24 protein-coding genes are annotated in these 24,791 nt (G+C 33.2%); 16 read left to right on the top strand and 8 right to left on the bottom strand.

Annotated features, from left to right (window positions below; all coding sequences use genetic code 11):
- Positions 1–2 precede the first annotated feature (2 nt).
- The 5 genes from FLP_RS14680 to FLP_RS14700 form a co-directional block, all read right to left on the bottom strand.
- A complete protein-coding gene (locus FLP_RS14680; RefSeq protein WP_083195879.1) occupies positions 3–512 on the bottom strand; it encodes a DUF2199 domain-containing protein in 510 nt (169 codons plus the stop codon).
- 142 nt (positions 513–654) lie between these two features.
- Entirely contained in the window at positions 655–1,332 is a 678-nt protein-coding gene (locus tag FLP_RS14685; protein ID WP_065450221.1) for a metal-dependent hydrolase, read from the bottom strand.
- Between the two features lie 30 nt (positions 1,333–1,362).
- Positions 1,363–2,325 (bottom strand): 1,4-dihydroxy-2-naphthoate octaprenyltransferase, encoded by a 963-nt coding sequence (menA, locus tag FLP_RS14690; protein WP_065450222.1) that lies wholly within the window; start codon positions 2,323–2,325, stop codon positions 1,363–1,365.
- 106 nt (positions 2,326–2,431) lie between these two features.
- The gene (locus FLP_RS14695; protein ID WP_035681238.1) at positions 2,432–3,265 is read right to left on the bottom strand and encodes a 1,4-dihydroxy-2-naphthoyl-CoA synthase; all 834 of its coding nucleotides are present in this window, start codon (positions 3,263–3,265) and stop codon (positions 2,432–2,434) included.
- Positions 3,266–4,073: 808 nt separating this feature from the next.
- Positions 4,074–4,928: a CvfB family protein gene (locus tag FLP_RS14700; protein ID WP_065450312.1), complete on the bottom strand. Its 855-nt coding sequence runs from the start codon at positions 4,926–4,928 to the stop codon at positions 4,074–4,076.
- Between the two features lie 156 nt (positions 4,929–5,084).
- On the opposite strand from FLP_RS14700, the gene FLP_RS14705 reads away from it, so the two are divergent.
- A complete protein-coding gene (locus FLP_RS14705; RefSeq protein ID WP_065450223.1) occupies positions 5,085–6,434 on the top strand; it encodes a M28 family metallopeptidase in 1,350 nt (449 codons plus the stop codon).
- 106 nt (positions 6,435–6,540) lie between these two features.
- Here FLP_RS14705 and menD read toward each other — a convergent pair whose 3' ends face one another.
- Positions 6,541–8,208 (bottom strand): 2-succinyl-5-enolpyruvyl-6-hydroxy-3-cyclohexene-1-carboxylic-acid synthase, encoded by a 1,668-nt coding sequence (gene menD / locus FLP_RS14710; RefSeq protein ID WP_065450224.1) that lies wholly within the window; start codon positions 8,206–8,208, stop codon positions 6,541–6,543.
- 174 nt (positions 8,209–8,382) lie between these two features.
- Between menD and FLP_RS14715 the strand changes: the two genes are divergently transcribed.
- Both FLP_RS14715 and FLP_RS14720 read left to right on the top strand, forming a co-directional pair.
- A complete protein-coding gene (locus FLP_RS14715; protein WP_065450225.1) occupies positions 8,383–9,561 on the top strand; it encodes a thioredoxin family protein in 1,179 nt (392 codons plus the stop codon).
- Positions 9,562–9,722: 161 nt separating this feature from the next.
- Positions 9,723–10,220, top strand: a complete 498-nt coding sequence (locus FLP_RS14720) for a GNAT family N-acetyltransferase (RefSeq protein ID WP_065450226.1) — start codon at positions 9,723–9,725, stop codon at positions 10,218–10,220.
- 287 nt (positions 10,221–10,507) lie between these two features.
- Here the strand turns inward: FLP_RS14720 and FLP_RS14730 are convergent, their stop codons facing one another.
- On the bottom strand, positions 10,508–11,095 hold the full coding sequence (locus FLP_RS14730) for a glutathione peroxidase (RefSeq protein WP_065450228.1): 588 nt from the start codon (positions 11,093–11,095) through the stop codon (positions 10,508–10,510).
- Positions 11,096–11,972: 877 nt separating this feature from the next.
- On the opposite strand from FLP_RS14730, the gene FLP_RS14735 reads away from it, so the two are divergent.
- The 8 genes from FLP_RS14735 to arsB all read left to right on the top strand — a co-directional run bounded on the left by FLP_RS14735 (position 11,973) and on the right by arsB (position 17,140).
- The gene (locus FLP_RS14735; protein ID WP_065450229.1) at positions 11,973–12,503 is read left to right on the top strand and encodes an RNA polymerase sigma factor; all 531 of its coding nucleotides are present in this window, start codon (positions 11,973–11,975) and stop codon (positions 12,501–12,503) included.
- A complete protein-coding gene (locus tag FLP_RS14740) occupies positions 12,503–13,291 on the top strand; it encodes an anti-sigma factor (RefSeq protein ID WP_065450230.1) in 789 nt (262 codons plus the stop codon). Before FLP_RS14735 ends, FLP_RS14740 begins: the two co-directional genes overlap by 1 nt.
- Positions 13,292–13,397: 106 nt before the next feature.
- Positions 13,398–13,781 (top strand): DoxX family protein, encoded by a 384-nt coding sequence (locus tag FLP_RS14745; protein WP_065450231.1) that lies wholly within the window; start codon positions 13,398–13,400, stop codon positions 13,779–13,781.
- 11 nt (positions 13,782–13,792) lie between these two features.
- Positions 13,793–14,524, top strand: coding sequence for a DUF3667 domain-containing protein (locus FLP_RS14750; RefSeq protein ID WP_065450232.1), 732 nt, complete (start codon positions 13,793–13,795; stop codon positions 14,522–14,524).
- Between the two features lie 82 nt (positions 14,525–14,606).
- Positions 14,607–14,939: an ArsR/SmtB family transcription factor gene (locus FLP_RS14755; RefSeq protein WP_065450233.1), complete on the top strand. Its 333-nt coding sequence runs from the start codon at positions 14,607–14,609 to the stop codon at positions 14,937–14,939.
- Positions 14,940–14,957: 18 nt separating this feature from the next.
- Positions 14,958–15,431, top strand: coding sequence for a DUF6428 family protein (locus FLP_RS14760; RefSeq protein ID WP_065450234.1), 474 nt, complete (start codon positions 14,958–14,960; stop codon positions 15,429–15,431).
- Positions 15,432–15,449: 18 nt separating this feature from the next.
- Positions 15,450–16,082 carry a low molecular weight phosphatase family protein gene (locus FLP_RS14765; protein WP_065450235.1) on the top strand — a complete coding sequence of 211 codons (633 nt, stop codon included), beginning with the start codon at positions 15,450–15,452 and terminating at the stop codon, positions 16,080–16,082.
- A complete protein-coding gene (gene arsB, locus FLP_RS14770) occupies positions 16,082–17,140 on the top strand; it encodes an ACR3 family arsenite efflux transporter (protein WP_065450236.1) in 1,059 nt (352 codons plus the stop codon). Before FLP_RS14765 ends, arsB begins: the two co-directional genes overlap by 1 nt.
- 520 nt (positions 17,141–17,660) lie before the next feature.
- Here arsB and ccsA read toward each other — a convergent pair.
- The gene (gene ccsA / locus FLP_RS14775) at positions 17,661–20,864 is read right to left on the bottom strand and encodes a cytochrome c biogenesis protein CcsA (protein WP_065450237.1); all 3,204 of its coding nucleotides are present in this window, start codon (positions 20,862–20,864) and stop codon (positions 17,661–17,663) included.
- A 390-nt stretch (positions 20,865–21,254) separates the two neighbouring features.
- Between ccsA and FLP_RS14780 the strand changes: the two genes are divergently transcribed.
- From FLP_RS14780 to FLP_RS14800, 5 genes are all read left to right on the top strand, one after another.
- Positions 21,255–22,016: a Rossmann-like and DUF2520 domain-containing protein gene (locus tag FLP_RS14780; RefSeq protein ID WP_065450238.1), complete on the top strand. Its 762-nt coding sequence runs from the start codon at positions 21,255–21,257 to the stop codon at positions 22,014–22,016.
- On the top strand, positions 22,000–22,527 hold the full coding sequence (locus FLP_RS14785) for a KdsC family phosphatase (protein WP_065450313.1): 528 nt from the start codon (positions 22,000–22,002) through the stop codon (positions 22,525–22,527). Before FLP_RS14780 ends, FLP_RS14785 begins: the two co-directional genes overlap by 17 nt.
- Before the next feature lie 152 nt (positions 22,528–22,679).
- On the top strand, positions 22,680–23,606 hold the full coding sequence (locus tag FLP_RS14790; RefSeq protein ID WP_083195880.1) for a geranylgeranylglycerol-phosphate geranylgeranyltransferase: 927 nt from the start codon (positions 22,680–22,682) through the stop codon (positions 23,604–23,606).
- A complete protein-coding gene (locus FLP_RS14795) occupies positions 23,599–24,183 on the top strand; it encodes a Maf-like protein (RefSeq protein ID WP_065450239.1) in 585 nt (194 codons plus the stop codon). The genes FLP_RS14790 and FLP_RS14795 overlap by 8 nt, the downstream gene beginning before the upstream one ends.
- 11 nt (positions 24,184–24,194) lie before the next feature.
- Positions 24,195–24,725: a mechanosensitive ion channel domain-containing protein gene (locus FLP_RS14800; RefSeq protein ID WP_065450240.1), complete on the top strand. Its 531-nt coding sequence runs from the start codon at positions 24,195–24,197 to the stop codon at positions 24,723–24,725.
- Positions 24,726–24,791: the final 66 nt, after the last annotated feature.

A 24,791-nucleotide genomic window follows, 5' to 3' on the forward strand; every position in this document is an offset into this window, starting at 1 on the left:
TTTTATAGTATTTCCCGAATCCTCTTTTCAGCTTCTTCTTTTGTAATTCCGTTATAAAAATCTTTTACAAAAGGATGGTCGAAATCTTTATGAGGGAAAATTTCCGGTCTGTCGTTTCCGCTTTTAGTGACAACGGTTGTTGGAATACTATTTGAAAATTCATATTGAGGAATATAATTGGAAAGCCATCCAAAATATTGTGTTTCATGATTTTCATTATCGAAGTTTTCGAGATAATCCTTGAAACTTGTTTGGCTCAATGAAACCCAGAAACCGTATTCGAGGTCTTCGCAATGATCGTTTACTTTTTGAATAAGTACTACTCTAATGAATCTATCAATATGACCATCAGCATACTTTATTACACAGAAATCCTCATCGATAACTGCAATTTCTTCTTTTTCCTGAGCTGAAAGATTACTGTAACTATTGGGTGCGTTATAAGTTATTGCCGGCCAGCTTTCGTGCTCTTTGCCGCAACAATCGCAAATATATTTAATAGTGTCATTCATTTAAATTTCTTATGAAAACTGAAGCCTTAGCCCCGATAGAGGCGGTATCCTTTTTTGAGAAGATTTTTCATCTTCTCAAAAAAGATATAGCCGAAAGCGGGAAATAGCTCCTTCCTTTTACTACGCTTGGGATAATAAATTATTATAATTCGATTGATTCACCGATTTCGAGAAGCATTAAATCTTTTCCTTTATCGAAAAATTTACGAATAGATTCTTCATGATTGATTTCGATATAACCAAAAGTATCAAAATGATAACCCAGGATTTTATCGCATTCTACAAAATCTGAAGCAATAATGGCGTCTTCAACATCCATTGTAAAATTGTTTCCGATTGGAAGAATCGCTAAGTCTAATTTTGTACGTAACGGAATCAGTTTCATATCGTATGTAAGCGCTGTATCACCTGCAATGTAGATGTTTTTATGTTCGCTTTCGATCACAAAACCACCTGGATTTCCGCCGTAGCTTCCGTCAGGAAAAGAGCTTGAGTGAATGGCGTTTACATATTTTACTTTTCCGAAATCGAATTGCCAGCTTCCCCCGTGATTCATTGGGTGCGCTTTAAACTCTCTCTGAGCGTAATAACTGGTAATTTCTGCATTCGAAACGATCGTTGCATTCGTACGTTTTGCAATAGCTTCGACGTCAAGAACGTGATCACCGTGTGCGTGTGTAAGCAAGATATAATCTGCTTGTAATGTGTCGATATCTATACCTGCGGCTTTAGGATTTCCGGTGATAAAAGGATCAACAAGAATGTGTTTTCCGCCAACTTCAATACCTAATGAAGCGTGTCCGTAATATGTGATTTTCATTTTGTTTAAATTTTAAAGTTGAACTTTGTTTTATCTGCCGCCTAAGAAAAGGTTCACAATAATGTCTGAAATCAATGAGATCATACACACTGTTAATAATATGGAAAGCAAAAATGTGCTAAGTGCCAATTTTTTTAATTCCGGATCTAACAGTTTGGGATTTTGATTTTTATAAACAGTAATTAAATGTTTAGTTAAAGGTATATAAGCCAGTAAAAACAAATACTGATCGAAGTTATAATCGCTTAAAACAGCAAAAATAAGCACACAAAGCATTGCGGTAATGATCAGTGTAAAATGATAAATTTTGGCTTTTGCCCCTCCTATCTGAACTACGATAGTGTTTTTTCCTGATTTTCGGTCAGATTCCTCATCACGCATGTTATTTAGGTTTAAAACTCCTACGCTTAGCAAACCAATGGCAATGGCTGGAAGAATTAAAAGCGGGTCGATTTCTTTTGAATATAAAAAGTTGACTCCTAAGGTACTTACCAAACCAAAGAATACAAAAACAAATAGATCACCAAAACCCTTATATCCGTAAGCTGAATTACCAACAGTATAACGAATTGCTGATACAATTGCTGCAACTCCCAGTAATAAGAAAAAGATAGAATATCCAAAATTTGATTCTCCGAAAGCAAAATAAATTAGGGTTATTGCAGATAATAAAGTCAATATCGACGTTATTATTATGGCTTTTTTCATGGCCTGAGGTGTAATAATTCCGCTCTGGATAGCACGTTTTGGCCCTATTCTGTCTTCGTTATCAGTACCTTTTACGCCATCTCCGTAATCATTTGCAAAATTGGATAAAACCTGTAAGCCTAATGTTGTTAAGAGTGCAAAACCCAAAATTTTCCAACTGAATACTTCTGTTGGTGTATCGATCGTAGAGGTTGGGTTTGAAAGCGCATAGATACTTCCAACTATAATTCCGGAAACTGATAAAGGCAATGTGCGCAGTCGTGCGGCTTCAATCCAATGTTTCATTTATTTTTAATTTTAGATTTTAGAGTTCTTGAAAAAGTTTTCAGTCACAGTTTCAGTTTTCAGACTGAGACTGAGACTGAGACTGTGACTAGAAACTAATTACTTTTTATGGCAACCATTTGTTTTCTCCAAAGTTTGGTTTTCTTTTTTCTAAGAATGCATTTCTTCCTTCTTTCGCTTCTTCGGTCATGTAGGCTAAACGAGTAGCTTCGCCGGCAAAAACCTGTTGACCCACCATTCCATCGTCTGTAAGGTTCATCGCAAATTTTAGCATCTTGATAGAAGTTGGGGATTTTTGAAGTATTTCCTGAGCCCATTCATAAGCCGTATCTTCTAATTCATCGTGAGGGATTACGGCATTTACCATTCCCATATCCATCGCTTCCTGCGCTGAATAGTTTCTTCCTAAAAAGAAAATTTCACGTGCTTTTTTCTGGCCTACCATTTTTGCCAGATAAGCAGATCCGTAACCCCCGTCGAAACTAGTTACATCAGCATCTGTTTGTTTAAAAATAGCGTGCTCTTTACTTGCCAGAGTCATGTCGCAAACTACGTGTAAACTGTGTCCGCCTCCAACTGCCCAACCCGGAACAACTGCAATAACGACTTTTGGCATAAAACGGATTAAACGCTGCACTTCAAGAATATTCAAACGATGTTGACCATCTTCACCTACATAACCCTGGTGTCCGCGTGCATTTTGATCTCCTCCGCTGCAAAAAGAATATACGCCATCTTTGGTAGATGGTCCTTCTGCAGAAAGTAAAACTACTCCAATAGAAGTATCTTCCTGAGCGTCGTAAAAAGCCTGGTATAATTCTGAAGTTGTTTTAGGGCGAAAAGCATTTCTAACATTGGGTCTGTTAAAAGCGATTCTTGCAACTCCGTTACATTTTTTATATGTTATATCTTCAAATTCTCTGGCAGTTATCCAATCCATTTCTATTTGTTTTATTTTTAATAATTATAGCGTAAAAATAAACCATTTTTACATTTTTACCTACTCTATTTGCGTTAAGTCTGTACGAAAATTACTTTCAATGTTAACAATTGACAGTCTTATATAAAAAATAACATTTTTTAACATTAGTTTCGGAAAATAATAAGTAATTTTACACCCTAGAAATCAATGAGATACATTTTATTTCATCGATTTGGGATTGATTTTCTTTCACTGATTTATTAACCTAAAAAATGATTTTTTTGAGAAAATTTAAAAAATTTGTCGCTCATTTTTTTACGGTTCTTAATAGTAAACCCTTAAATAATGGGCAAATGATTTACTCATTTATTGAAACTTCGAAAAGGAGATAGTAACACCTAAGGTTAAATGCTAGAATTGTTTAGTAATTAGTATAAAATTGATTACGAAAAGAGGAAAAAATGCTAACTAAAACTTTCTATACGTTATTTTATCAAACCAATGGATTAGCCGTGAAATTGACGTTTCGCTTTTAATATGAATGTATAAGTTATTTAAAGACATACCGTTTCAAGAAGTAATTTCTAAAATTTTTAAAGCTTTTATTTCTTGAAGGATTCAAATTATTTTATTTCTGTTTTTTTTTAATTACAATTTTTTTTAAAACTAGAATAAAAAGGGAAAGGCTGCTTGTAATGAGCAGCCTTTCCTGTTTATAATTTTAAAAATTCCTAAAATTAAATTCCAATAATAAAAATTCCAAATTCCAATATCTATTTTTCAGATTGGAATTTGGAATTTAAAAAATTTTGAAATTTAAAAGAAATTATTCTTTTACAAGATAAATTCCATCTTCTTTTATTTCAATAAGTTTGTCTTTGTATAAAGCTCCAATTGCTTTTTTGAAAGTCTTTTTACTCATTTTTAATACTGTTTTAATATCCTCAGGATGCGAAGCGTCATTGAGACGTAAAAAACCGCGATTGGCTCTTAATTCATCTAATATTTTTTCTGCATTTGGTTCAATACTTTGATAACCCTGTACTTGTAACGCAACATCAATTTTATTATCAGGACGAATGTTTTTGATAAACCCCGTCAATCTGTCTCCGGTTCTAATGGCATCATCGTAAACTTCATCTTTGTACAACAAACCTTTATGTTGCTCATTGATAATTACATTGATACCTAATTCCGTAATATGTGACACGATCAAATCAACTTCTTCACCTTTTTCAACCGTTAGGTTTTCATTGCTTAGAAATTGGTTCAATTTACTTGAAGCTACCAAACGATTGGTTTTTTCATCCATATAAAGGTGAACCAGGTAACGTTTTCCTTTTTCCATTGGGCGGGCTTGTTCTTTAAAAGGAACAAGAATGTCTTTTTCCATTCCCCAATCCATAAAAGCACCAACCTGATTGGTATAATTTACTCTTAAAAGAGCAAACTCGTTCAATAATATATAAGGTTCAAGCGTTGTAGCAACCGGGCGTTGTTCGTGGTCTAAATAAACAAACACTATAAGTTCTTCGCCTATTTCAAATTCGTTCGGAACGTATTTATTGGGTAATAATATATCGTGAATTCCTTCAGGATCTTTTTCAGGATTACCTAAAAACAAACCAACTTTGGTATCACGTAATATAGTAAGGGCATTGTATTTTCCTATTTCAATCATATTCTTTAAGGTTCTAAGCTGATAAGCAACTAAGTTTCTAAGCTGCAAATGTACGAAGTTTGAAAATGGTACAGTGAAAAAAAATCCATCAATATCTTTTTCAGGGTTTGATTATTTTTTAGTTAAATTTGAGAATCAAAAAATAATTCCAAATCAATGAAAAAGACCTTTTTCTATTCCGTTTTTACTTTCTTGTTTTTTACCCAAATTATCTTTTCCCAAGTTGCTGAAGATCCGGAAATAAAAAAAATGATTACCGAAATTAAAGCAGAAAACCTTGAAGCTACTGTTCGAAAGTTAGTTTCCTTTGGTACAAGACATACTTTAAGTGATACTAAAAGTAAGACCAAAGGAATTGGTGCGGCGCAGCAATGGGTAAAATCTGAGTTTGATAAATATGCATTGGAATCGAATGGAAGACTGACCGCTGAAATTGATTATTTTACTATAAAAGCAGACGGAAAGCGTATTAATAAAGACAGTCAGCTTGGTAATGTTATGGCAACCTTAAAAGGAAGCGACCCCAATGACAATCGCGTCCTTATTATAAGCGGTCATCTGGATTCAAGAGTTTCTGATGTTATGAATATAAAATCTGATGCGCCAGGCGCAAATGATGACGCTTCAGGAGTAGCAGCTGTAATGGAACTAGCGAAAGTAATGAGCAAAAGATCTTTTTCTGCCACTATTATTTTTGTTGCTGTGGTTGGTGAAGAACAAGGACTTATTGGGGCAAGATATCTTGCTGAAAAGGCAAAAGAATCCAACTGGAACATTATAGCAATGCTAAATAATGATATGATTGGCAATAGTTTGTCAAGCGGAACTAATTTAAGAGACAATACACAAATCAGGGTTTTTAGCGAAACGATTCCGTTTCTTGAAACCGAAGATGAAGCTAAAATGCGTAAAGCAACAAGCCGCGATAATGACAGTCCGTCGAGATTATTGGCGCGTTACATAAAAACGGTTACAGAACAATACGTTGATCAATTGACTGTAAAATTGGTCTATAGAAATGATCGCTTTTTACGTGGAGGCGATCATACTCCGTTTAGTCAAAATGGATTTACAGCAGTTCGTTTTTGTGAAATGAATGAGAATTTTGATCACCAACATCAGGATTTAAGAACTGAAAATGGTATTAAATACGGTGATTTGGTCGAATTTATGGACTTTGAGTATTTACGAAAGAACACTTGTTCTAATTTGGCTACATTGGCTAATTTAGCGTGGTCACCAAAAGCACCAGCAAATGTAGGTATCGAAGTTAAAAACCTTTCTAATTCATCTACTTTTTCCTGGAATGCACCAGAAGGAAAACCTCCCTACGGTTATCAGATTTTAATGAGAGAAACATCTTCTTCTCATTGGCAGAAAACCTTTTTTATAAAAGACACCAAAGCTGAAATCCCTTATTCTAAAGATAATTACTTTTTTGCTATACAAACCGTAGATGATTTAGGTCATGCAAGTTTGCCGGTTTTCCCCGTTCCTATTCGATAAAATCATAACATAAAAAGCGCCTAAAATTGGCGCTTTTGTTTTTTAAATTCTGAAGAGATTTATCTGTAACATTTTCTAAAAAAAACATTTCATTTGGTCTACATTACTAAACCAGCTCTTTAAAATATTGTTTTAAAATAACATCATTTTCTAAAGTTGGAGTAAACACTTCCAGAATTCCTGCCGCAGTATTATTACTGTAAAGGTTTTTTATTGCCTCTTCAAGAGATGCTACATCGTTAGCAGTAAAATAATTAAGCTTATACATCTTTGCTAAATGTTCTGCGGTAAGATTATGCGAAGTTTCGAAATAAGTATTAAATACAGGTTTTTCTTCATGTCCAGGTAAAATTCTAAAGATTCCTCCTCCTCCATTATTAATTATAATAATCTTGAAGTTTTTAGGGATATAAGAATTCCATAAAGCATTGCTATCGTATAAAAAACCAATATCTCCGGTAATAAATACGGTTTGTATATCATTTCTTCCTACCGCCGCTCCTATCGCTGTTGATGTACTTCCATCAATACCGCTTGTACCCCGGTTGCAATAAACTTCGATTGAAGGATCAATTTCGATTAACTGCGCATAACGGATCGCTGAACTATTGCTTATTTGAAGCTGACTGTTTTTAGGAAGTGATTCTATTACTTTTTCGAATACTTTAAAATCAGAGAATGTAATTTTACGCAAATATTCCTGTTTTCTGATTTTTCGTAAATCGTAAATTTTATCAATTTTTGAGAAATATTTACTTGAAACAAATGCTGTTTTTGGAAGCAGTTCTTTGAAAAAATCGTCTGGCTCCATTACAAAATGTTTACTTAAAGCATTAAATGTATCGTAAGCACGTAAAGTGTCTATGTGCCAGTGATGTGCAGGTTTATATTTTCGCAAAAAAGCTTTAATACGTTTTGAAACAATCATACCACCAAAAGTGATTAAAACTTCCGGTTCTAATTCTTTAAAATCAAAATCGTCAAAAGGTGTAATTAAACTGTCTATACTATTAATAAAACTTGGTTCATGCAAATTTGATGTTGTTTCTGTAAGGACTACAATTGAAGGATCTTTGGCGAAATTTTCGAGAATTTCTTTACTAACAGAATTGGCTTCGTTTATACCTCCAATAAGAATTAATTTTCTTTTTGAAGTATTCCAGACAGAAGCTACATCATCAATATTTTCGATAATTTTTGTTCCGAGAATTTCCTCTGAATGGGTAATCTTTGGTTCAACAGAAAGCTCTGAAACTGTTTCGTATAAAGGTTCTTCGAATGGTGCATTGATATGAACCGGTCCCTTTTGAAGGATTGCAGTTTCGATTGCTTTATTGATTTTTAAATCATTTTCAACGGAAGCTTCCTCGGTTAAATTGGCATTGAAAACGGAGTGATTCTGGAAAACATTTTCTTGGCGAATTGTTTGTCCGTCACCAATATCGATCTTGCTTTGCGGACGATCTGCAGAGATTACGATTAACGGAATCTGACTGTAAAATGCTTCGGCTACAGCCGGATAATAGTTTAATAATGCAGATCCTGAAGTACAAACAATTGCAGTTGGCTGTTTGGTTTGCTGTGCAATACCCAATGCAAAAAAAGCAGCACAACGCTCATCAGCAATGCTGTAAGATTTAAAATTAGGATTTTGCGCAAACCCAATCGTTAAAGGTGCGTTTCTTGATCCCGGAGAAATTATAATATTGGTGATTCCTTTTGCTAAACAAATTTCGATAATGCTTTGAGCAAGCGCTATTTTGGGGTAAATCATTCTTTTGTGTATTATTTTTTAAAGAAAATCTAAAAGTCGAAGATTTCTTTTTCATATTACAAAGTTACAAACTTCGTGTTGGATTTAACTTATAAATAGGAAGATATTAAGGGCTGTTTTTAGAAAAAGGAGATATATTTGTAAATCAGATTTTTTAATAAAAATAAACTTTCTATGCGCTTCTTTTATATTTTTTTCCTTTGCTTATCTATACAAGCTGTACATTCTCAAAATCAGTTTGTTCCGGATGATACGCCGTATAAAATAGCTTTAGAAAATGCAAAAACTCAGGGAAAACCTCTTTTTGTAATGCTGTATGCTGATTGGTGTCCGCATTGTAATCAAATGAAAAAGGAAGTTTTTAGCGATCCCGCGGTAATGGATTTTTTAAATAAAAACTACGTTTGTGCCTGGAAAAACGTTGAAAAAGAAGAAGGTATTACCCTTAAGGATAAATACAATACCAAATCATTGCCTACTTTTTTATTTATAGATCCAAGTAGTGAAGTTCTTTTATACGCTTTGAAAGGAGAATCGAAAAAAGCAGATTTTTTGACAGAAGCTAATTATGCTTTGAATCCCAGAATGCAATTACCTTATTTAGAAAAAGAATTTCTTGCTGATCCAGGTAATTCAAACAAGTTTTTTGCTTATTTGAATACTTTAAAGAAAGGAAAAGACAGAACCGATTTATCAATCCCGACACATATTTACCTGAATACACAATCTGATACACAATTGGTTAGTGAATTGAATTGGCGTGTTATTGCAAATGGTGTAACGGACATTAAATCAAGAGAATTTCAGTATGTTTTAAATCATCAGAAAGATTTTGCTGCTGTAGCTTCTCAAAACCGAGTGGATCGTAAAATAGAAAGTATTGTAAATGAATTACTTCGTCCTTATGTTGATAATTTAGATACTGTAAACTACTATAAACAAAGAGAAATAGCCAAATCGATTCGTTTACAAAAAACCGATTCTCTTGTTTTTAAATTTGATTTGACCTTGGCGGAAAGAACTGAAAAATGGCAATATTATAAAAAAGTTACTCTTGCAGATACTGAAAAATTAATCTGGAATGATGCGAGTTTCCTAAAAGATATCGGACAAACGTATTTGAAACATATTGCTGACACTGAAAGTTTGAAAAAGTCTATTTCGTGGGTAAAACATTCTCTGGAATTGAATGATTCTTATGATGGAAATTTACTCGTTGCCCAACTTTATAATAAAATAAAAGACAAAAAATTAGCTCTGAAATATGCAAAAGAGGCCAGGGAAATTGGTACCGAAATGGGTTGGGGCACTAAAGATGCAGATGATTTATTGGCTGAACTCAATAAAAAATAAATTTAAAATAAATACGAAATTCCAATCTGAAATGCTTTTTGAAAAGTTTTGAATGATTTGGATACTAAATAAAACTTTAATAATTAAAATAGCCACGAATTCACGAATTGATATTTATGATTAAAATAATTTAATTCGTGGCAAAAAACTACCAAAACAAAATGGACGTAATACTTAGACCAGCTACAACCAACGATTTAGAAAAAATCCTTGATATTGTAAACCACTCGATTTTGCACACAACCGCAAATTATAATTATGATATTCAAACTATCGATATTCAGACCAAATGGTTTGAAGACAAAACAGCCAAAAACCTGCCCATTGTTGTTGCTGAATTAGAAGGCGAAGTTGTTGGTTTTGGAAGTTATGGGCAATTTCGTGAGAAAATTGGCTATCAATACACTGTTGAACATTCTGTTTATGTAGTTGATACTATTATAGGTAAAGGAATTGGGTCTAAACTATTACTTGAACTGATTCGTTTGGCCAAAGAGCAGGGTTATCATGTGATGATTGGAGCAATCGATGCAGATAACGCAGGAAGTATTGCTTTTCATGAAAGATTTGGTTTTGTTGCAACAGGAACCATTCGCGAAGTGGGTTATAAATTTGATCACTGGCTTGATTTGGTTTTCATGCAGTTGATATTGAAATAGTTTTTTTAACCGCTAAGAACGCAAAGACTTACGCAAAGTTCGCGAAGGTTTTTGTTTAAAGCTTTTTTTTGAGAGCGCTAAGCTTCGTAAATTTGTTTTTGCTCTTTTATGACAAAAAAAATCCGCTTTAATCCGTTTTTTCGCTTGCGAATCGGCGTCATCTGCGTTCAAAATAGGACATTTTATTTAGCTAGTGAGATTGCTTGTTTCCTCGCAAAGACAAAAAAAATCCACAAAATTGAAATTACATTCAAATTTGTGGATTTTTTGGTTGAGATAGTTGTTTATTAACTTTTTATCCAGTTGATTACTTCAGGATCTGTTGGCAATGTTCTTGGTTTGATAACCTTTACCAATTCACCTTTTTCGTTGATTAAGTATTTCTGGAAATTCCATTCTACTTCAGAATCCTGTAAGCCGTTTTTAGATTTTTGTGTCAGGAATTTGTAAACCTCGCACATATCATCTCCTTTTACAGAAACTTTATCCATCATTGGAAAAGTTACTCCGTAATTTTGTTGGCAAAAAGTTTCGATTTCTTTGTTTGTTCCCGGTTCCTGCGAAGCAAAATTATTAGCAGGGAAACCTACAATTACAAAACCTTTATCTTTATACTCTTTATAAATGGCTTCAAGATCTTTGTATTGAGGCGTTAATCCGCATTTTGAAGCGGTATTTACGATCATTACTTTTTTTCCTTTTAATGATGCAAAATCAAAGGTGTCTCCTGATAGATCCTGAACTTTAAATTGGTAAATATTTTCTTTTGCCATAGTTTTATCTGTTTTAGATAATTTATTTTTACTTGTCTGAGCCTGAACTTGTGAGCTCAATAATAAGATCACACTACAAGCTATAAATGCTATTTTTTTCATTGATCGATTTTTTTATAAAATTAGTCAAAAACTGGTTTAGGATACTATTTTGAGATCTTTATTTTTATTAAACATAAGTTAAATAAAAAATTGAAGCCTAGCGTTAATCAGACGCTAGGCTTCCCCCCATACAAACAAATCAAACCATGAATTTAATTGTAATCTATTTTTATTATGTTAGTTAAAATTATAGTTGATGCCCCGGTTATAGTGAAAATTATATTTAGAATCATACAACCTTATATTTTTAAATATTATTTTATTTCTGGCGTTTAATCTTATTATATTGTTATCAGCGTAAATTTGGCATTTAGTTTTCTATTCTAATTTTCGGTTTGGAAGTCCGATGACATCAACTATGCAATGCTATATTTTAAATCTGAATTAAATTTTTAATTCTTTTATATTTTTATTTGATAATTATATCCAGATTTTTTACAATCATTTCTAAAATCACTTTTGCTGCTTGTCAATGCTAAAACTGTTGTCAAGCCCACGATTAATATTCGTAAATCGTATATCATATTGATGACATTTTATTATTGCATACTTACTTTACAATTTCAACCTTTAACAACTGTTAAATTTCAACTTGTCATCTCAAACAAAAACAGCTTTTATATTCTAATTTTGAAGCTCTTTTCTTTCTTCTGCTATTTTTCAGCATTATTGTTTGATGTTATAATAGCATTTACGTAATAGGTTTGCTTTTGGTTTTAAAAAAATGAAAAAAAAGTAATATTTTTTTCAAACCCCTTATTTTTCTAGGTCTCGGACTATTAAAAAAAAATAAAATTTCACAAAAAAATAAATTATCTTTATCTCAATCTATAAAAATGTATACTGAAATTTTGTTTAAGCTTAAAAACCTAAATCTATGAGTCAAGATGAATTGCTAGTTTTAATTTACAAAAAAGACGAAAGAGCTTTTACCCATTTGTACGATATGTATTCGAAAAGTCTGTTTTCGGTTATCAATGTTCTAATAAAAAATCGTGAAGAAGCAGAAGATGTTTTGCAGGAAGTTTTTGTCAAAATCTGGAAAAATATTGATTCTTACAACGAAAGTAAAGGCCGTTTTTATACCTGGATCCTTAATATAGCCAGAAATACGTCGATTGATAAATTAAGATCTAAAAATTTTAATAACAGCCAAAAAAACCTTTCCTCGGATAATTTCGTAAATCTGTTAGATGACAGTAATAAACTTACTAATAGAATTGATACAATTGGAATTCAGGAATTTGTAAAGAAACTAAAGCCAAAATGTATTGAGATTATAGATTTATTGTTTTTTAAAGGATATACCCAACAAGAAGCTTCAGAAGAATTGGCATTGCCACTGGGAACTATCAAAACGCAAAACAGAAACTGTATTAACGACCTACGTAATTATTTAAAAATATAATGGAAGCACAAGAATATATAGACTCAGGAATTCTCGAATTGTACGTTTACGGTTTATTGACCGAAACTGAAAATCTGGAAATAGCCGAAATGGCTAAGAAGAATCCCGAAATGGAACAGGAAATTATTGCAATAGAAAAAGCTATTGTGGCTTTGTCATCCAGCTTCTCCCCTTTTCATTCGGTAGCTAATTTCGAAAAAATAAAGGCTCGTTTAGAGCTGAAACATGGCAAAGTAGTCGACATGAAACCGGCATCGACCTGGTCTCAATATGTGGGATGGGCTGCAGCGGTATTACTATTACTGGGACTTGGATATCAAACGCTGGAACTTACCAAAACAAAAGAAGCAATTTCTACTGTTGGAACGGAGAAAGATAAAATACAAAGAGAATACGCTTTCTTAGATCAGCAAAATAAAGAGACAGAGAAAAACTTAACTATTGTCAGGGACATTAAAAATACTGGTGTAACACTTGGCGGTCAGGCAGTTTCGCCTAATTCATTTGCAAAAGTGTATTGGAACAAGCAAACAAAAACAACTTATATTGATGCTGCAGGTTTACCAGCGCCTCCAAAAGGAATGGTGTATCAGGTTTGGTCCTTAAAATTAAGCCCGGTACTTACGCCAACAAGTATTGGTTTACTGGATAATTTTGAAGGAAACTCGCAAAAAATCTTTGCTGTAAGCCAAACAGATTCTGCAGAAGCATTTGGAATTACTCTTGAGCCCGCAGGCGGAAGCTTAACGCCTACAATGACACAATTGTATACTTTAGGAAAAGTTTAAAAATAAACTTAGCATAAAACTCAGAACGCATATTAATTTATTTTGATGTGCGTTTTTTTATTATTTTTATTTCGAATAACTCACTACTAATCAAACCGCTAAAACCATGAACGGAGCTTTCCTTTTGCGAATTGCAGTTGCGATCATTCTCCTCACCCATTCTGTTTTTGGAATATTTGATAACGGAATTAATGATTTTGGCAATTTATATTTAAATCAAATTGGTTTTGCTCCTTTTGGTGTTTTTATAGCGTGGTCGATAAAATTATCACATATTATAGCTGCTGTTCTTTTGATTCTTAATAAGTATCTTAAGTTGGCAGGGTTTGTTACCATTTTTATTCTGATAATGGGCATTATTCTGGTGCATTTTCAGGAAGGCTGGTTTGTAGTTGGTGGCGGCAGAAATGGCATGGAATATAATTTTTTACTTATTATAGTTTTACTGGCTATTATGTATCCTCAGGGACTTGCAAAAAGAACGAATTAATATATCACGCCATGGAGATTATCTGTAAAAACTGCCAGCAACATTACACGGGAAATTACTGCAACAATTGCGGACAGCCAGCTGAAACTCATAAAATAAACGCACATTATTTATGGCACGATATCCAGCACAGCATATTACATTTTGATGCAGGAATTCCTTATTCTATAAAACAATTATTTACAAGGCCCGGACATTCTATTCGTGAATTTATTGAAGGAAAACGCATCAAACATTTCAAACCCTTGTCTTTGGTGACTGTCCTGGCTGCATTTTACGGATTTTTATACCATTATTATCACCTGAATTTATTTAAGGCCAATGAGGCTGATTTAAATCTAAATGATTTTAATGAATGGAATGCTACTCATTTTGCCTGGACAACCATTGCGACTATACCTTTTTATACTATTGGAACTTATATTGCTTTTAGAAAACAAGGCTATAATTTTTTTGAACTTTTTGTTCTCAATACATTCAAAGCATCACAAAGACTTTTTATTCAAATTTTAGTATTTCCATTATTGCTTTCTTTTAATGAAACACCTCATATGCAACAGATTTTAAATTTAATGTATATAATAGGTATCATTCTAATTTTTTGGACTAATATCCAGTTCTTTAATACAATTTCAAAAACAAAAGCATTCTTGTTGTCTATAGTTAGTCATATCATTTTTTTAATTTGCTTTTTAATAGTAATGACTATTGTGCTTGTGATGACGGGAAGACTTTCATTATAAATCCCTAAAAAAGAAAATAATAAACTATTTTCTTTTTTTATTTTAAATCTATATCGTAATATTGCAATATAAAAATAAGACGATGGGAGCTACAAAATCAGATCATTTTACAGAAAGCCAAAATGAGTTGGCAATTTTAACCAAAGCTTTAGGTCATCCTGCACGAATTGCCATAATCGAATATTTACTAAAAGTAAATACATGTATTTGCGGTGATATTGTAAACGAACTTCCTCTTTCGCAACCTACAGTTTCCCAGCATTTAAAAGAACTTAAAAACGCTGGATTAATAAAAGGAAACATTGAAGGAAATGCAATTTGTTATTGTATTAACGAAGTTGGTTTCGAGAAAATAAAAGTTTTTTTCACTCAAATTGAACTTCATTTAGAAAAAAGAAAAAACGAATGTTGTTAACTATTAAATCAAATTATTATGAAACTTTCAGAAATTAAAAAAATACTTACTACTGTTGAAGTTGTAAATTTTCAACTTCCTGACGGAAAATTTGTTCCCGAATATTTTCACGTGACCGAAGTAGGTTTAATCACTAAAAACTTTATTGATTGCGGTGGAGTTGTTCGTAAAGAAACTGTCGTAAACTTTCAGCTTTGGAATGCCAATGATTATGAGCATCGTTTAAAACCTCAAAAATTGATTCATATCATAGAACTTTCGGAAAAAGTTTTGGGAATTGAAGATTTCGAAATCGAAGTGGAATATCAAAACACAACTATTGGCAAATACGACCTAGATTTTAATGGAAAAGATTTTTTATTATTAAATAAAACTACTGCTTGTTTGGCCCAGGATCAATGCGGTATTCCATCAGAAAAACCAAAATTAAAACTGACTCATCTAGGCAATGACGATGCTAATTCTTGTACACCGGGCGGAAATTGTTGTTAAACTTAAAAGCTTGAAAAAATGTCGAATCACAATGCTTTATTGCCGGGAATCCAAACTTTGGTTTCGTCTTTTGATTTTGCTTCAATTTCAAAAGATCGTAGAGAAACCCTCCAGCTTCTTATTGATTTTGTTCAGCTAAAGTCTGATTATCATGAGGAAATCAGGTTAAATTTAATTTGCACGCATAATTCCAGACGAAGTCATTTGGCTCAGGTTTGGTCGCAAACGGCTGCCTATTTTTACGGAATTCAAAATGTTTTTTGTTACTCCGGAGGAACTGAGGCAACAGCTTTATATCCTAAAATTGCAGAAACATTAGCGCAATCAGGTTTTATAATTACAAAATTATCAGAAAGTAATAACTCTGTTTATGCTATAAAATTCTCAGGAAATCAAGCTCCTATTATAGGTTTTTCTAAAACTTATGATGATGATTTTAATCCTGAAAATGAATTTGCAGCCATTATGACTTGCTCGCAGGCAGATGGCGGTTGTCCTTTTATTTCAGGAGCCGAGAAAAGAATTGCGATAACATATGATGATCCAAAAGCTTTTGATAATACGGATCAGCAAACAGAGAAATATAATGAAAGAAGTTTGCAAATTGCAACTGAAATGTTTTATGTTTTCTCTCAAATAAAAAAAATATAATGTCTGTAGATCATTGTCATCCCGTTTCGGGAAGAAAAAAGCTAAGTTTTCTGGATCGGTTTTTAACGCTTTGGATATTTCTGGCTATGGTTGTTGGTATTGCTGTCGGATATTTTTTTCCGTCAAGCGGAAATTTCATCAATTCGTTTTCTAACGGAAGTACTAATATTCCGTTGGCTGTAGGTTTGATTTTAATGATGTATCCACCGCTCGCTAAAGTCGATTATAGTAAAATAGGAGAAGTTTTTAAAAACACAAAAGTTCTTGGCGCTTCCTTATTTTTAAATTGGATTGTCGGGCCTGTTTTGATGTTTGCCCTAGCATTGTTATTTTTAAAAGATTATCCTGAATACATGATTGGACTAATCTTAATTGGGCTGGCGCGTTGTATTGCAATGGTTGTAGTTTGGAATGATCTTGCCGACGGAAACCGCGAATATGCCGCCGGATTAATTGCTTTAAACAGTATTTTCCAGGTTTTACTTTATAGCGTTTATGCTTATATTTTTATAACCGTTTTGCCTCCTTACTTTGGGTACACAGGTTTTAATGTAAATATTAACATGATTGACATTGCTGAAAGTGTTGGTATTTATTTAGGAATTCCGTTTGGTTTGGGGATTATAAGTCGTTTTGGCTTGATAAAACTTAAAGGCGAAGAATGGTTTCAAAATCGATACATTCCGTTTATTTCTCCTGTTACTTTGATTGCTTTGTTGTTTACAATAGTTCTTATGTTTAGTCTTAAAGGCGAATTGATTGTTCAGATTCCGATGGATGTCGTTCGAATCGCGGTTCCCTTGACAATTTATTTTGCATTAATGTTTATGATTAGCTTTTTTACAGGAAAATATTTTGGTGCCGATTATTCTAAAAGTGCTTCTATTGCTTTTACTGCTACAGGCAATAATTTTGAACTGGCGATTGCGGTTGCCATTGGTGTTTTTGGCATTAACAGCGGACAGGCTTTTGCCGGTGTTATTGGACCTTTAGTTGAAGTTCCCGCTTTGATTGCTTTGGTAAATGTGGCTTTCTGGTTTAGGAAGAGAGTGTTTTGATCTAAGGGTCTGAGTTGCTAAGGTGCTGAGATACTAAGATGCTAAGTTTTTTGAGTTTGGTTCCTTGTTATAACCAAGGTTGAAGATCGTTACAATATATATTATACATCTTTTTTTATGTAGATTTGATTGTGTGCCATCTATTTGCTTGTCATATTTTGCGTATCATATATTGCCTATCATATATTGCGTACCAACGGTTGAAACCGTTGGCTATGTTTAAAAGCTGATATTTATATTTGTGATTAAGCTAAATCATGGCTTGATTAACAATTTTCTAGTTTTTGCATGGAAGTATTATGAAAACGAAAGCCCTAGCCCTGATAGAAGCGGTATCCTTTTTCTGGCTCCTTTAGCCAGGAAAAGATACAAGTGAATAGCAGGAAATAGCTCCCAATTCTTCAACTTATCTAAGAATATTAGATTGAAATTTCGAAACATATGTTCTGATATAACATAAAAAAGGTTCAACTTTTGACGGTTGAACCTTTTTTTGTGAATTAATAAAATACCTTTCTTATTATTTTTTCTTTTTATAATACTTGCGGTATTTTGGATATGTTAGAATTCCGATAAGGGAAATTGTTCCTAATGAATACCAGATCCAGCTCAATGAATGTGCTTCTCCGCTTGCGTATGAATGTAAACCTACTAAGTGGAAGTTCACTCCGTAATAGGTGAACAAAATTGAAATGAAGGCAAACATACTCATTAAATTAAAAAACCATTGTCCTCTTAAGGAAGGAACAAATCGAGCGTGAATTACAAAAGCGTACACCATAATCGAAATTAAAGCCCATGTCTCTTTTGGATCCCATCCCCAGTAACGCCCCCAGCTTTCGTTGGCCCATTGTCCTCCAAGGAAGTTACCAATCGATAGCATGATTAGACCAATTGTTAAGGCCATTTCGTTGATATAGGTTATTTCTTTGATATTTAAATCCATTTTGGCTTTGTTTTTTTCGTTGGTAAAGAAGATTAAAATTAATCCAACAAAACCCAGAATCATACCTAAGGCAAACGGACCGTAACTTGCTACAATTACCGCTACGTGAATCATTAACCAATACGAGTTAAGAACCGGTTGCAGGTTTGCAATTTCGGGATCTATCCAGTTGGCGTTTGCAGCCATAAAAATCATCGATGTTACGAAGGCTGCTGATGCAACGGTAAGTTTTGATTTTCGGTCGAAAGCGAGTCCGAAAAACATGGTTGCCCAAGCGACATATACAATGGCTTCGTAAGCGTTACTCCAAGGCGCGTGACCTGAAATGTACCAACGGGCAATTAATGCGACGGTATGAAATGCAAATATGACTCCTATTAATATATGGAAACCATTTACGGTGATTCGCAAAAACTTTTTATCAAAAAAGATACTGAAAAGTGTAAAAATCAACATGAAGATTCCGGCAAGCGAATACCAATAGAACATTTTTGGTAAAATATTGTATTCGTTATACGCTATTTCAAGATCTATTTTCTTTTCGCTTGGACGTACTTTACTACCAAATTTCTTTTGAAAACCATTTATACTTTCGACCAACTGATCGGCGGTATCAAAGTTCTTAGAAATTGATCCGTTATTTAAAGCACTGAAATATAAAGGCAGAATTTGTTTTACATAAGTAGAATCCATTCCTTTTAATCCTGCATTCTGAATTTCTAAATACGAAATCCACTTGTTGTTTGGATCATTCGGGATTGGAAAAATTTTCAGGATACTTCCGCTTAAGGCAGATTCCATTAAATTTACTTTTTTATCTGTTTCGATAAAATCTTTTTCAAAACTATTTGGATTCGCAGCTTTATATGCTGCATCTAAATATGGAGATAATTTATAATTTCCGTTTTCGTCAAAGAATTTTACAAACGGTGCCAATTTTGCTTTTCTGTCTACGCCAATGATTTTACGAATACTATCATCTTTTGTATTTAAATAGATAAGCGGAACCTGTATCCAAACCTGAGCGTACTGAGTCATTGACAAGAAAACCTGATCAGAATTCATTCCGTTATAGGTATCGCTCTGACTTACTTTTCTCAACAATTCAGATGAGAAAGTATTAATAGGTTTCATTCTACCACCGGCATCCTGAATAATCAGGCGACCAAATTTAGCAGCGTGTGCTTCCGGAGCTTTATAAATTGTAAGTAATGAATCTAATTGTTTTTGACTTGGTGCTGCTGTTACGTGATTGGCGTGATCGTTAGGGTCTGCAGGATGATCGTGATTGTGATCATGACCTGGCGTATGAACGTGTGGTGCCTGAGCAAAACCAGCGAAACTGAACATTAAAACCAGAATGGTAATTAATTTTTTCTTTTTTACATTATCTAGTTTGCGTTTTAGATCAGCAAAACGAGAATGCTTAGTAAACATAATAGCCATCAATCCAAAATACAACATAAAATATCCAAAATAAGTAATAGAGGTTCCCCAGAAATCATGGTTTACAGATAATACAGTTCCTTTTTCGTCCGGATCGAAAGAAGATTGAAAAAATCTATATCCTTTATGGTCTAAAACGTGGTTCATATAAATGTCTGCGTCAAATGTTTCTGTAGAATCCTGAACGGTTACTTTACTTTCAAAAGCCGAATAACTTTTCTCAGTTCCGGGATATTTTGTGGCGATAAAATCGTTTAGTTTTATCTTGAATGGTAAAATATAAGCTTTACTTCCATAGAATAAACTGTATTCGATTTTACCAATTTTTACCGTTTGAGGTTCTCCTACGCTTCCTTTAGATCCTAAAAGACGTACTTCTTTTTCCTGACCATCTGCTTTAACTTTTACAATTAAGGCATCGTGATGTGTCTTGGCTTTAAAATCGTTATTAGATTCATAATCAACAATTCCTCTTACAGCAGGATCCGGAAAAACGATTCGGATATCACCAATACTATATAGGGAACGCATCATAAGAGGCTGTATATTATCTTTGGTTACAGCTCCTTTTAATTTATCTGCCATTCGCATAAACTCTCCTTCAAAAGGCGTTTGAATGGTATATTTTTCACCAGTTGTATTAATGTTAATTGCGCCTTCGGTAGGTTTATTTAATGCAAATAATACATTGTGAATGTTTTGAACTTCTCCTTCTTTCAGGAAATGTTCTTCACGCCCACCTGCTCCTGCTTCGACCAATTTAAGGTACAAAGTTCCGTTGGCTGAGGGTTTTATCGTTTCTTTTGCTCCCATGATATAATTAACGTAAGTCACTTCAAAAGGAGTTTCGTCGAATTTGCCTGAAAGTGTAAAATCATTATTGGTTACAGGCGAGAATAATAGTGCTTTGTCAAAAACTCTGCGTTTCATTTCGCCTTTGTATTCTCCGTCTGCAAAAACAGTTAAGAATGTTTTGTCTGAGTAGATTTGGTTTTCGGCAGCACCTTCACGAATCGGCATCATGCCTTCGTAACTGATATAACGTGTAATAAAAGCTCCTATAAGAATAAAAATAAAAGCAAGATGAAGTATAAGCGTTGCCCATTTTTCTTTTTTATGCAATTGGTAACGTTTGATGTTTCCAAAGAAATTGATCAGGAAAAAGACCATTATCGCTTCAAACCACCATGTATTATAAACCAGAATTCGGGCTGTGTCTGTATTGTATTTACTTTCGATAAAAGTACCAACACCCATTGCAATAGCAAATGTTAAAAAAAGAACAGACATTAATCGTGTAGAAAACAAAAAAGAAAATATTTTTTTATCCATTTTTGAGGAATTACATTGTATAAAAGTGGCACAAAAGTACTTAAAAATGTTGAGTTCCAATATTTGAAGTTTGTTAATAAAAACCAAAAATGAAATACCTATTTAAGTCAAATTCACAAAAATGTACTCTTAATTTTACAAATTTAAAACAGTTACATTTATAACTAAAGTGACTATTAGTCGCAATATAAAAGAGTTAAACTTTTTTGTGATAGTAAAACTTTTTCTTTGGTTTTAAAATATCAATTTGATAAAATATCTGTTAGTAGATTAACGTTTGCATATCGTTAACAAAATAACGCACCATTAAAATCATTTTAATCGGTGTAATCTCATGCTAAACTCTGTTTTGGCTATTTTCTTTAAAAAAAATAATGCTAATTTTGCGCTATGATTCGAATAACAGTAATTGGTTCAGGGAATGTTGCCCAACATTTAATAAAAGCTTTCGCCAAAAGTGAACTTGTAGAAATTGTACAGGTATATGCAAGAAAAAAGGAAGCTTTAAGTTCTCTAATTGAATTTGATAAAATCACAAGTGATTTTGAAGAATTGCAGGAAAGCGATTTGTACATTATTGCCGTTTCAGACAAGGCTATTGCAGATGTTTCGAAACAATTGCCTTTTCAAAACCGAATCGTTGTGCATACATCAGGCGCTGCTTCTCTTGATGTTCTGGATGCAAAAAACAGAAAAGGTGTCTTCTACCCGCTTCAGACATTCTCTAAAAACAAAGAGATTGATTTTTCAATCGTTCCGCTTTGCTTAGAAGCTGAAAATACTTTTGATTTTCGTGTTTTAGAAACCGTTGCTAAAAGTATTTCGAATGCCGTTTTTGCTATTAATTCAGATCAAAGAAAAGCGTTGCATGTTGCAGCAGTTTTTGTAAATAATTTTACAAATCATCTGTATCATATAGGAAAGGAAATTTGTGGAGAACATCAGGTTCCTTTCGAAATTTTAAGGCCATTGATCCAGGAAACTGCCGAAAAGATAAATACTCTGGATCCTGTCGACGCTCAAACAGGGCCGGCAAAACGCAATGATACCAATACAATTGCTGCGCATTTGGACTATTTGACCAATGAAAATCAAAAAAACATCTATAAACTTATAACACAATCTATTCAAGATGATAGACAAGCACTTTAAAGAAATAATGAACGACATCACTACTTTTGTTTTTGATGTTGATGGCGTACTTACAGACAGTTCGGTTTTTGTAACCAACGAAGGAGAAATGCTTCGTACGATGAATATTCGTGATGGTTTTGCCATGAAAGCGGCTGTTGAAAGTGGACTTAACGTTTGCATTATTTCCGGCGGAAGCAATGAAGGCGTTCGTATTCGTTTACAGAATCTTGGCATAACAGACATTCATTTAGGAACACCAGATAAAGTTAAAACTTTTAAAGAATACACTGAAGCTTATAACATTAAACCAGAACAAGTATTATATATGGGCGATGATATTCCTGATTTTCATGTCATGAAATTAGTAGGTTTACCAACCTGCCCGCAAGATGCAAGCCCTGAAATTAAGAATATTTGCCGTTACGTGTCACACGTAAAAGGCGGAAAAGGTGCTGTAAGAGATGTTATCGAACAGGTTATGAAAGTACAGGGGAAATGGATGGAATATTTTAACGGGAAACACGATTAGTTTTCAGTTTCAGTCGCAGTAACAATTTTTCGGGTTTCAGGTTTCAGGTTTGAAATGACGAAAACCTTCGTAAATAACTTGAAACCTGAAACAAAGAAAACTTAAAAAACCTCTGCCCCTCTGCCCCTTTGAACCTTTGTAACTTAAAAAAAATGAAATTCCTAAAACTCATTCGATATAAGAACCTACTGATGCTTGCTTTTATGCAGGTATTATTTCGTTATGCTTTTTTAAAACAACAGAATATTCCATTAGCTCTGGCCGACTGGCAATACGGATTATTGGTTTTGAGTACTGTTTTATTGGCTGCAGCTGGTTATGTAATTAATAATATTTATGATGTTGCTACCGACACTATTAATAAACCTGAAGATGTTGTTATTGGTAAAGGAATCTCAGAAACTGCGGGCTATAATATTTATGTAGCGCTTAATATTACAGGTGTTGCTCTTGGTTTTATTTTGTCGAATATCATTTTAAGACCTGGTTTCGCTTCATTATTTATTTTAATTGCTTCATTACTTTATTTTTATGCAACAACCTTAAAACAAATCATGATTTTAGGGAATTTTGTCGTGGCATTATTGCTTTCGGCAAGTGTTTTAATCATTGGCGTTTTTGATATTTTTCCGGCAACTAATGCTGAAAATCAGGCACAAATGGCAAGCTTTTTTTCGATATTGACTGATTATGCTTTATTTGCTTTTATGATTAATTTTATACGTGAGATAGTTAAAGATATCGAAGATGTAAACGGCGATTACAATCAAGGAATGAACACCTTACCTATTGCAATCGGAATTAGCCGTGCTGCAAAAATAGCGGTAGTTTTTGCTGTTATTGCGTTTCTTTTATGTCTGCTTTATACCAATATTTATTTTTTTCAGAACAATCTTTTTATGGCAACATTTTATTCTTTTGCTTTTGTTCTGGCACCACTTCTATATTTTATTATAAAAATAGTTTCGGCAAAATCTAAAAAGGATTTTCATCATTTGAGTACTATTTTAAAACTAATTTTGTTCTTCGGAATTTTATCTATTCTAATAATTACCTTAAATATCAAGTACAATGCTTAAAGAAAAACTAAAAAAATATACTTTAATCCTGGCCTCTGGATCGCCACGCAGACAACAGTTTTTTAAGGATCTGGATCTTGATTTCGAAATAAGATTAAAAGAAATTGAAGAAGTGTATCCTCCTGAATTAAAAGCAGTTGAAATCACGGATTATTTGGCTGCTTTAAAAGCAAGTGCATTTGATGGCGAATTAAAAGAGAATGAAATTTTGATCACCAGTGATACAATAGTGTGGCATCAGAATAAAGCTTTAGGAAAACCAAAAAATGCTCAGGAAGCTTTTGAAATGATCAAATCAATGTCAAACGACACGCATGAAGTTTTTACATCGGTATGTTTTAGGACAAGCTTTACTTCTACTGTAATAAATGACGTGACAAAAGTAACCTTCAAAGATTTATCAGACGAAGCGATTTTATATTACATCGAAAACTATAAACCGTATGACAAAGCCGGTGCATATGGAATTCAGGAATGGTTTGGTTTTATGGCAGTTGAAAAAGTCGAAGGTTCTTATACCAATGTCATGGGCTTGCCAACAGCTAAAGTTTACGAATATTTGAGTACTTTAGTGTAAAAAATATATTTATGTTTTCTTTTAAAGAATATAGTCAGGAAATTTTTAGCACCATAATTCTTCTTTTCGCTTTAGTCGCGTTAAGAATGATTATTGCAAAATTAATTCGCCGTTATGCCAGTACAAGTCACCTATTAGAACATCGAACTAACTTGGTGATCAAGTATATTCATATTTTAATGAATATATTGGTAACAATTAGTTTAATCGTAATTTGGGGAGTGGATACCAAAGATATTTTTATAACAGTTTCTTCTATTGCGACCGTAATTGGAGTTGCAATGTTTGCTCAATGGTCAATTTTAAGTAATATTACTTCAGGAATGATTTTATTCTTTTCGTTTCCTTTCAGAATTGGCGATACCATCAAAATTCACGATAAAGATTTCCCTATTGAAGCTGAAATCGAAGATATTAGCGCTTTTCACGTTAATTTAAAGACAAAAGAAGGGGAGAAAATTATTTTTCCTAACAATTTACTGCTTCAAAAAGGTATCTCAATTATGCCGACACATTACGAAGAAAAAGAGTTTTTTGATTAAAGAATTTTAGATATTAGGCTTTAAAAGGTTGGGCAAAATTTACCGCAGAGATTCTGTGTTGATTTC

This window comes from Flavobacterium piscis, from assembly GCF_001686925.1.
GTDB lineage: Bacteria > Bacteroidota > Bacteroidia > Flavobacteriales > Flavobacteriaceae > Flavobacterium > Flavobacterium piscis.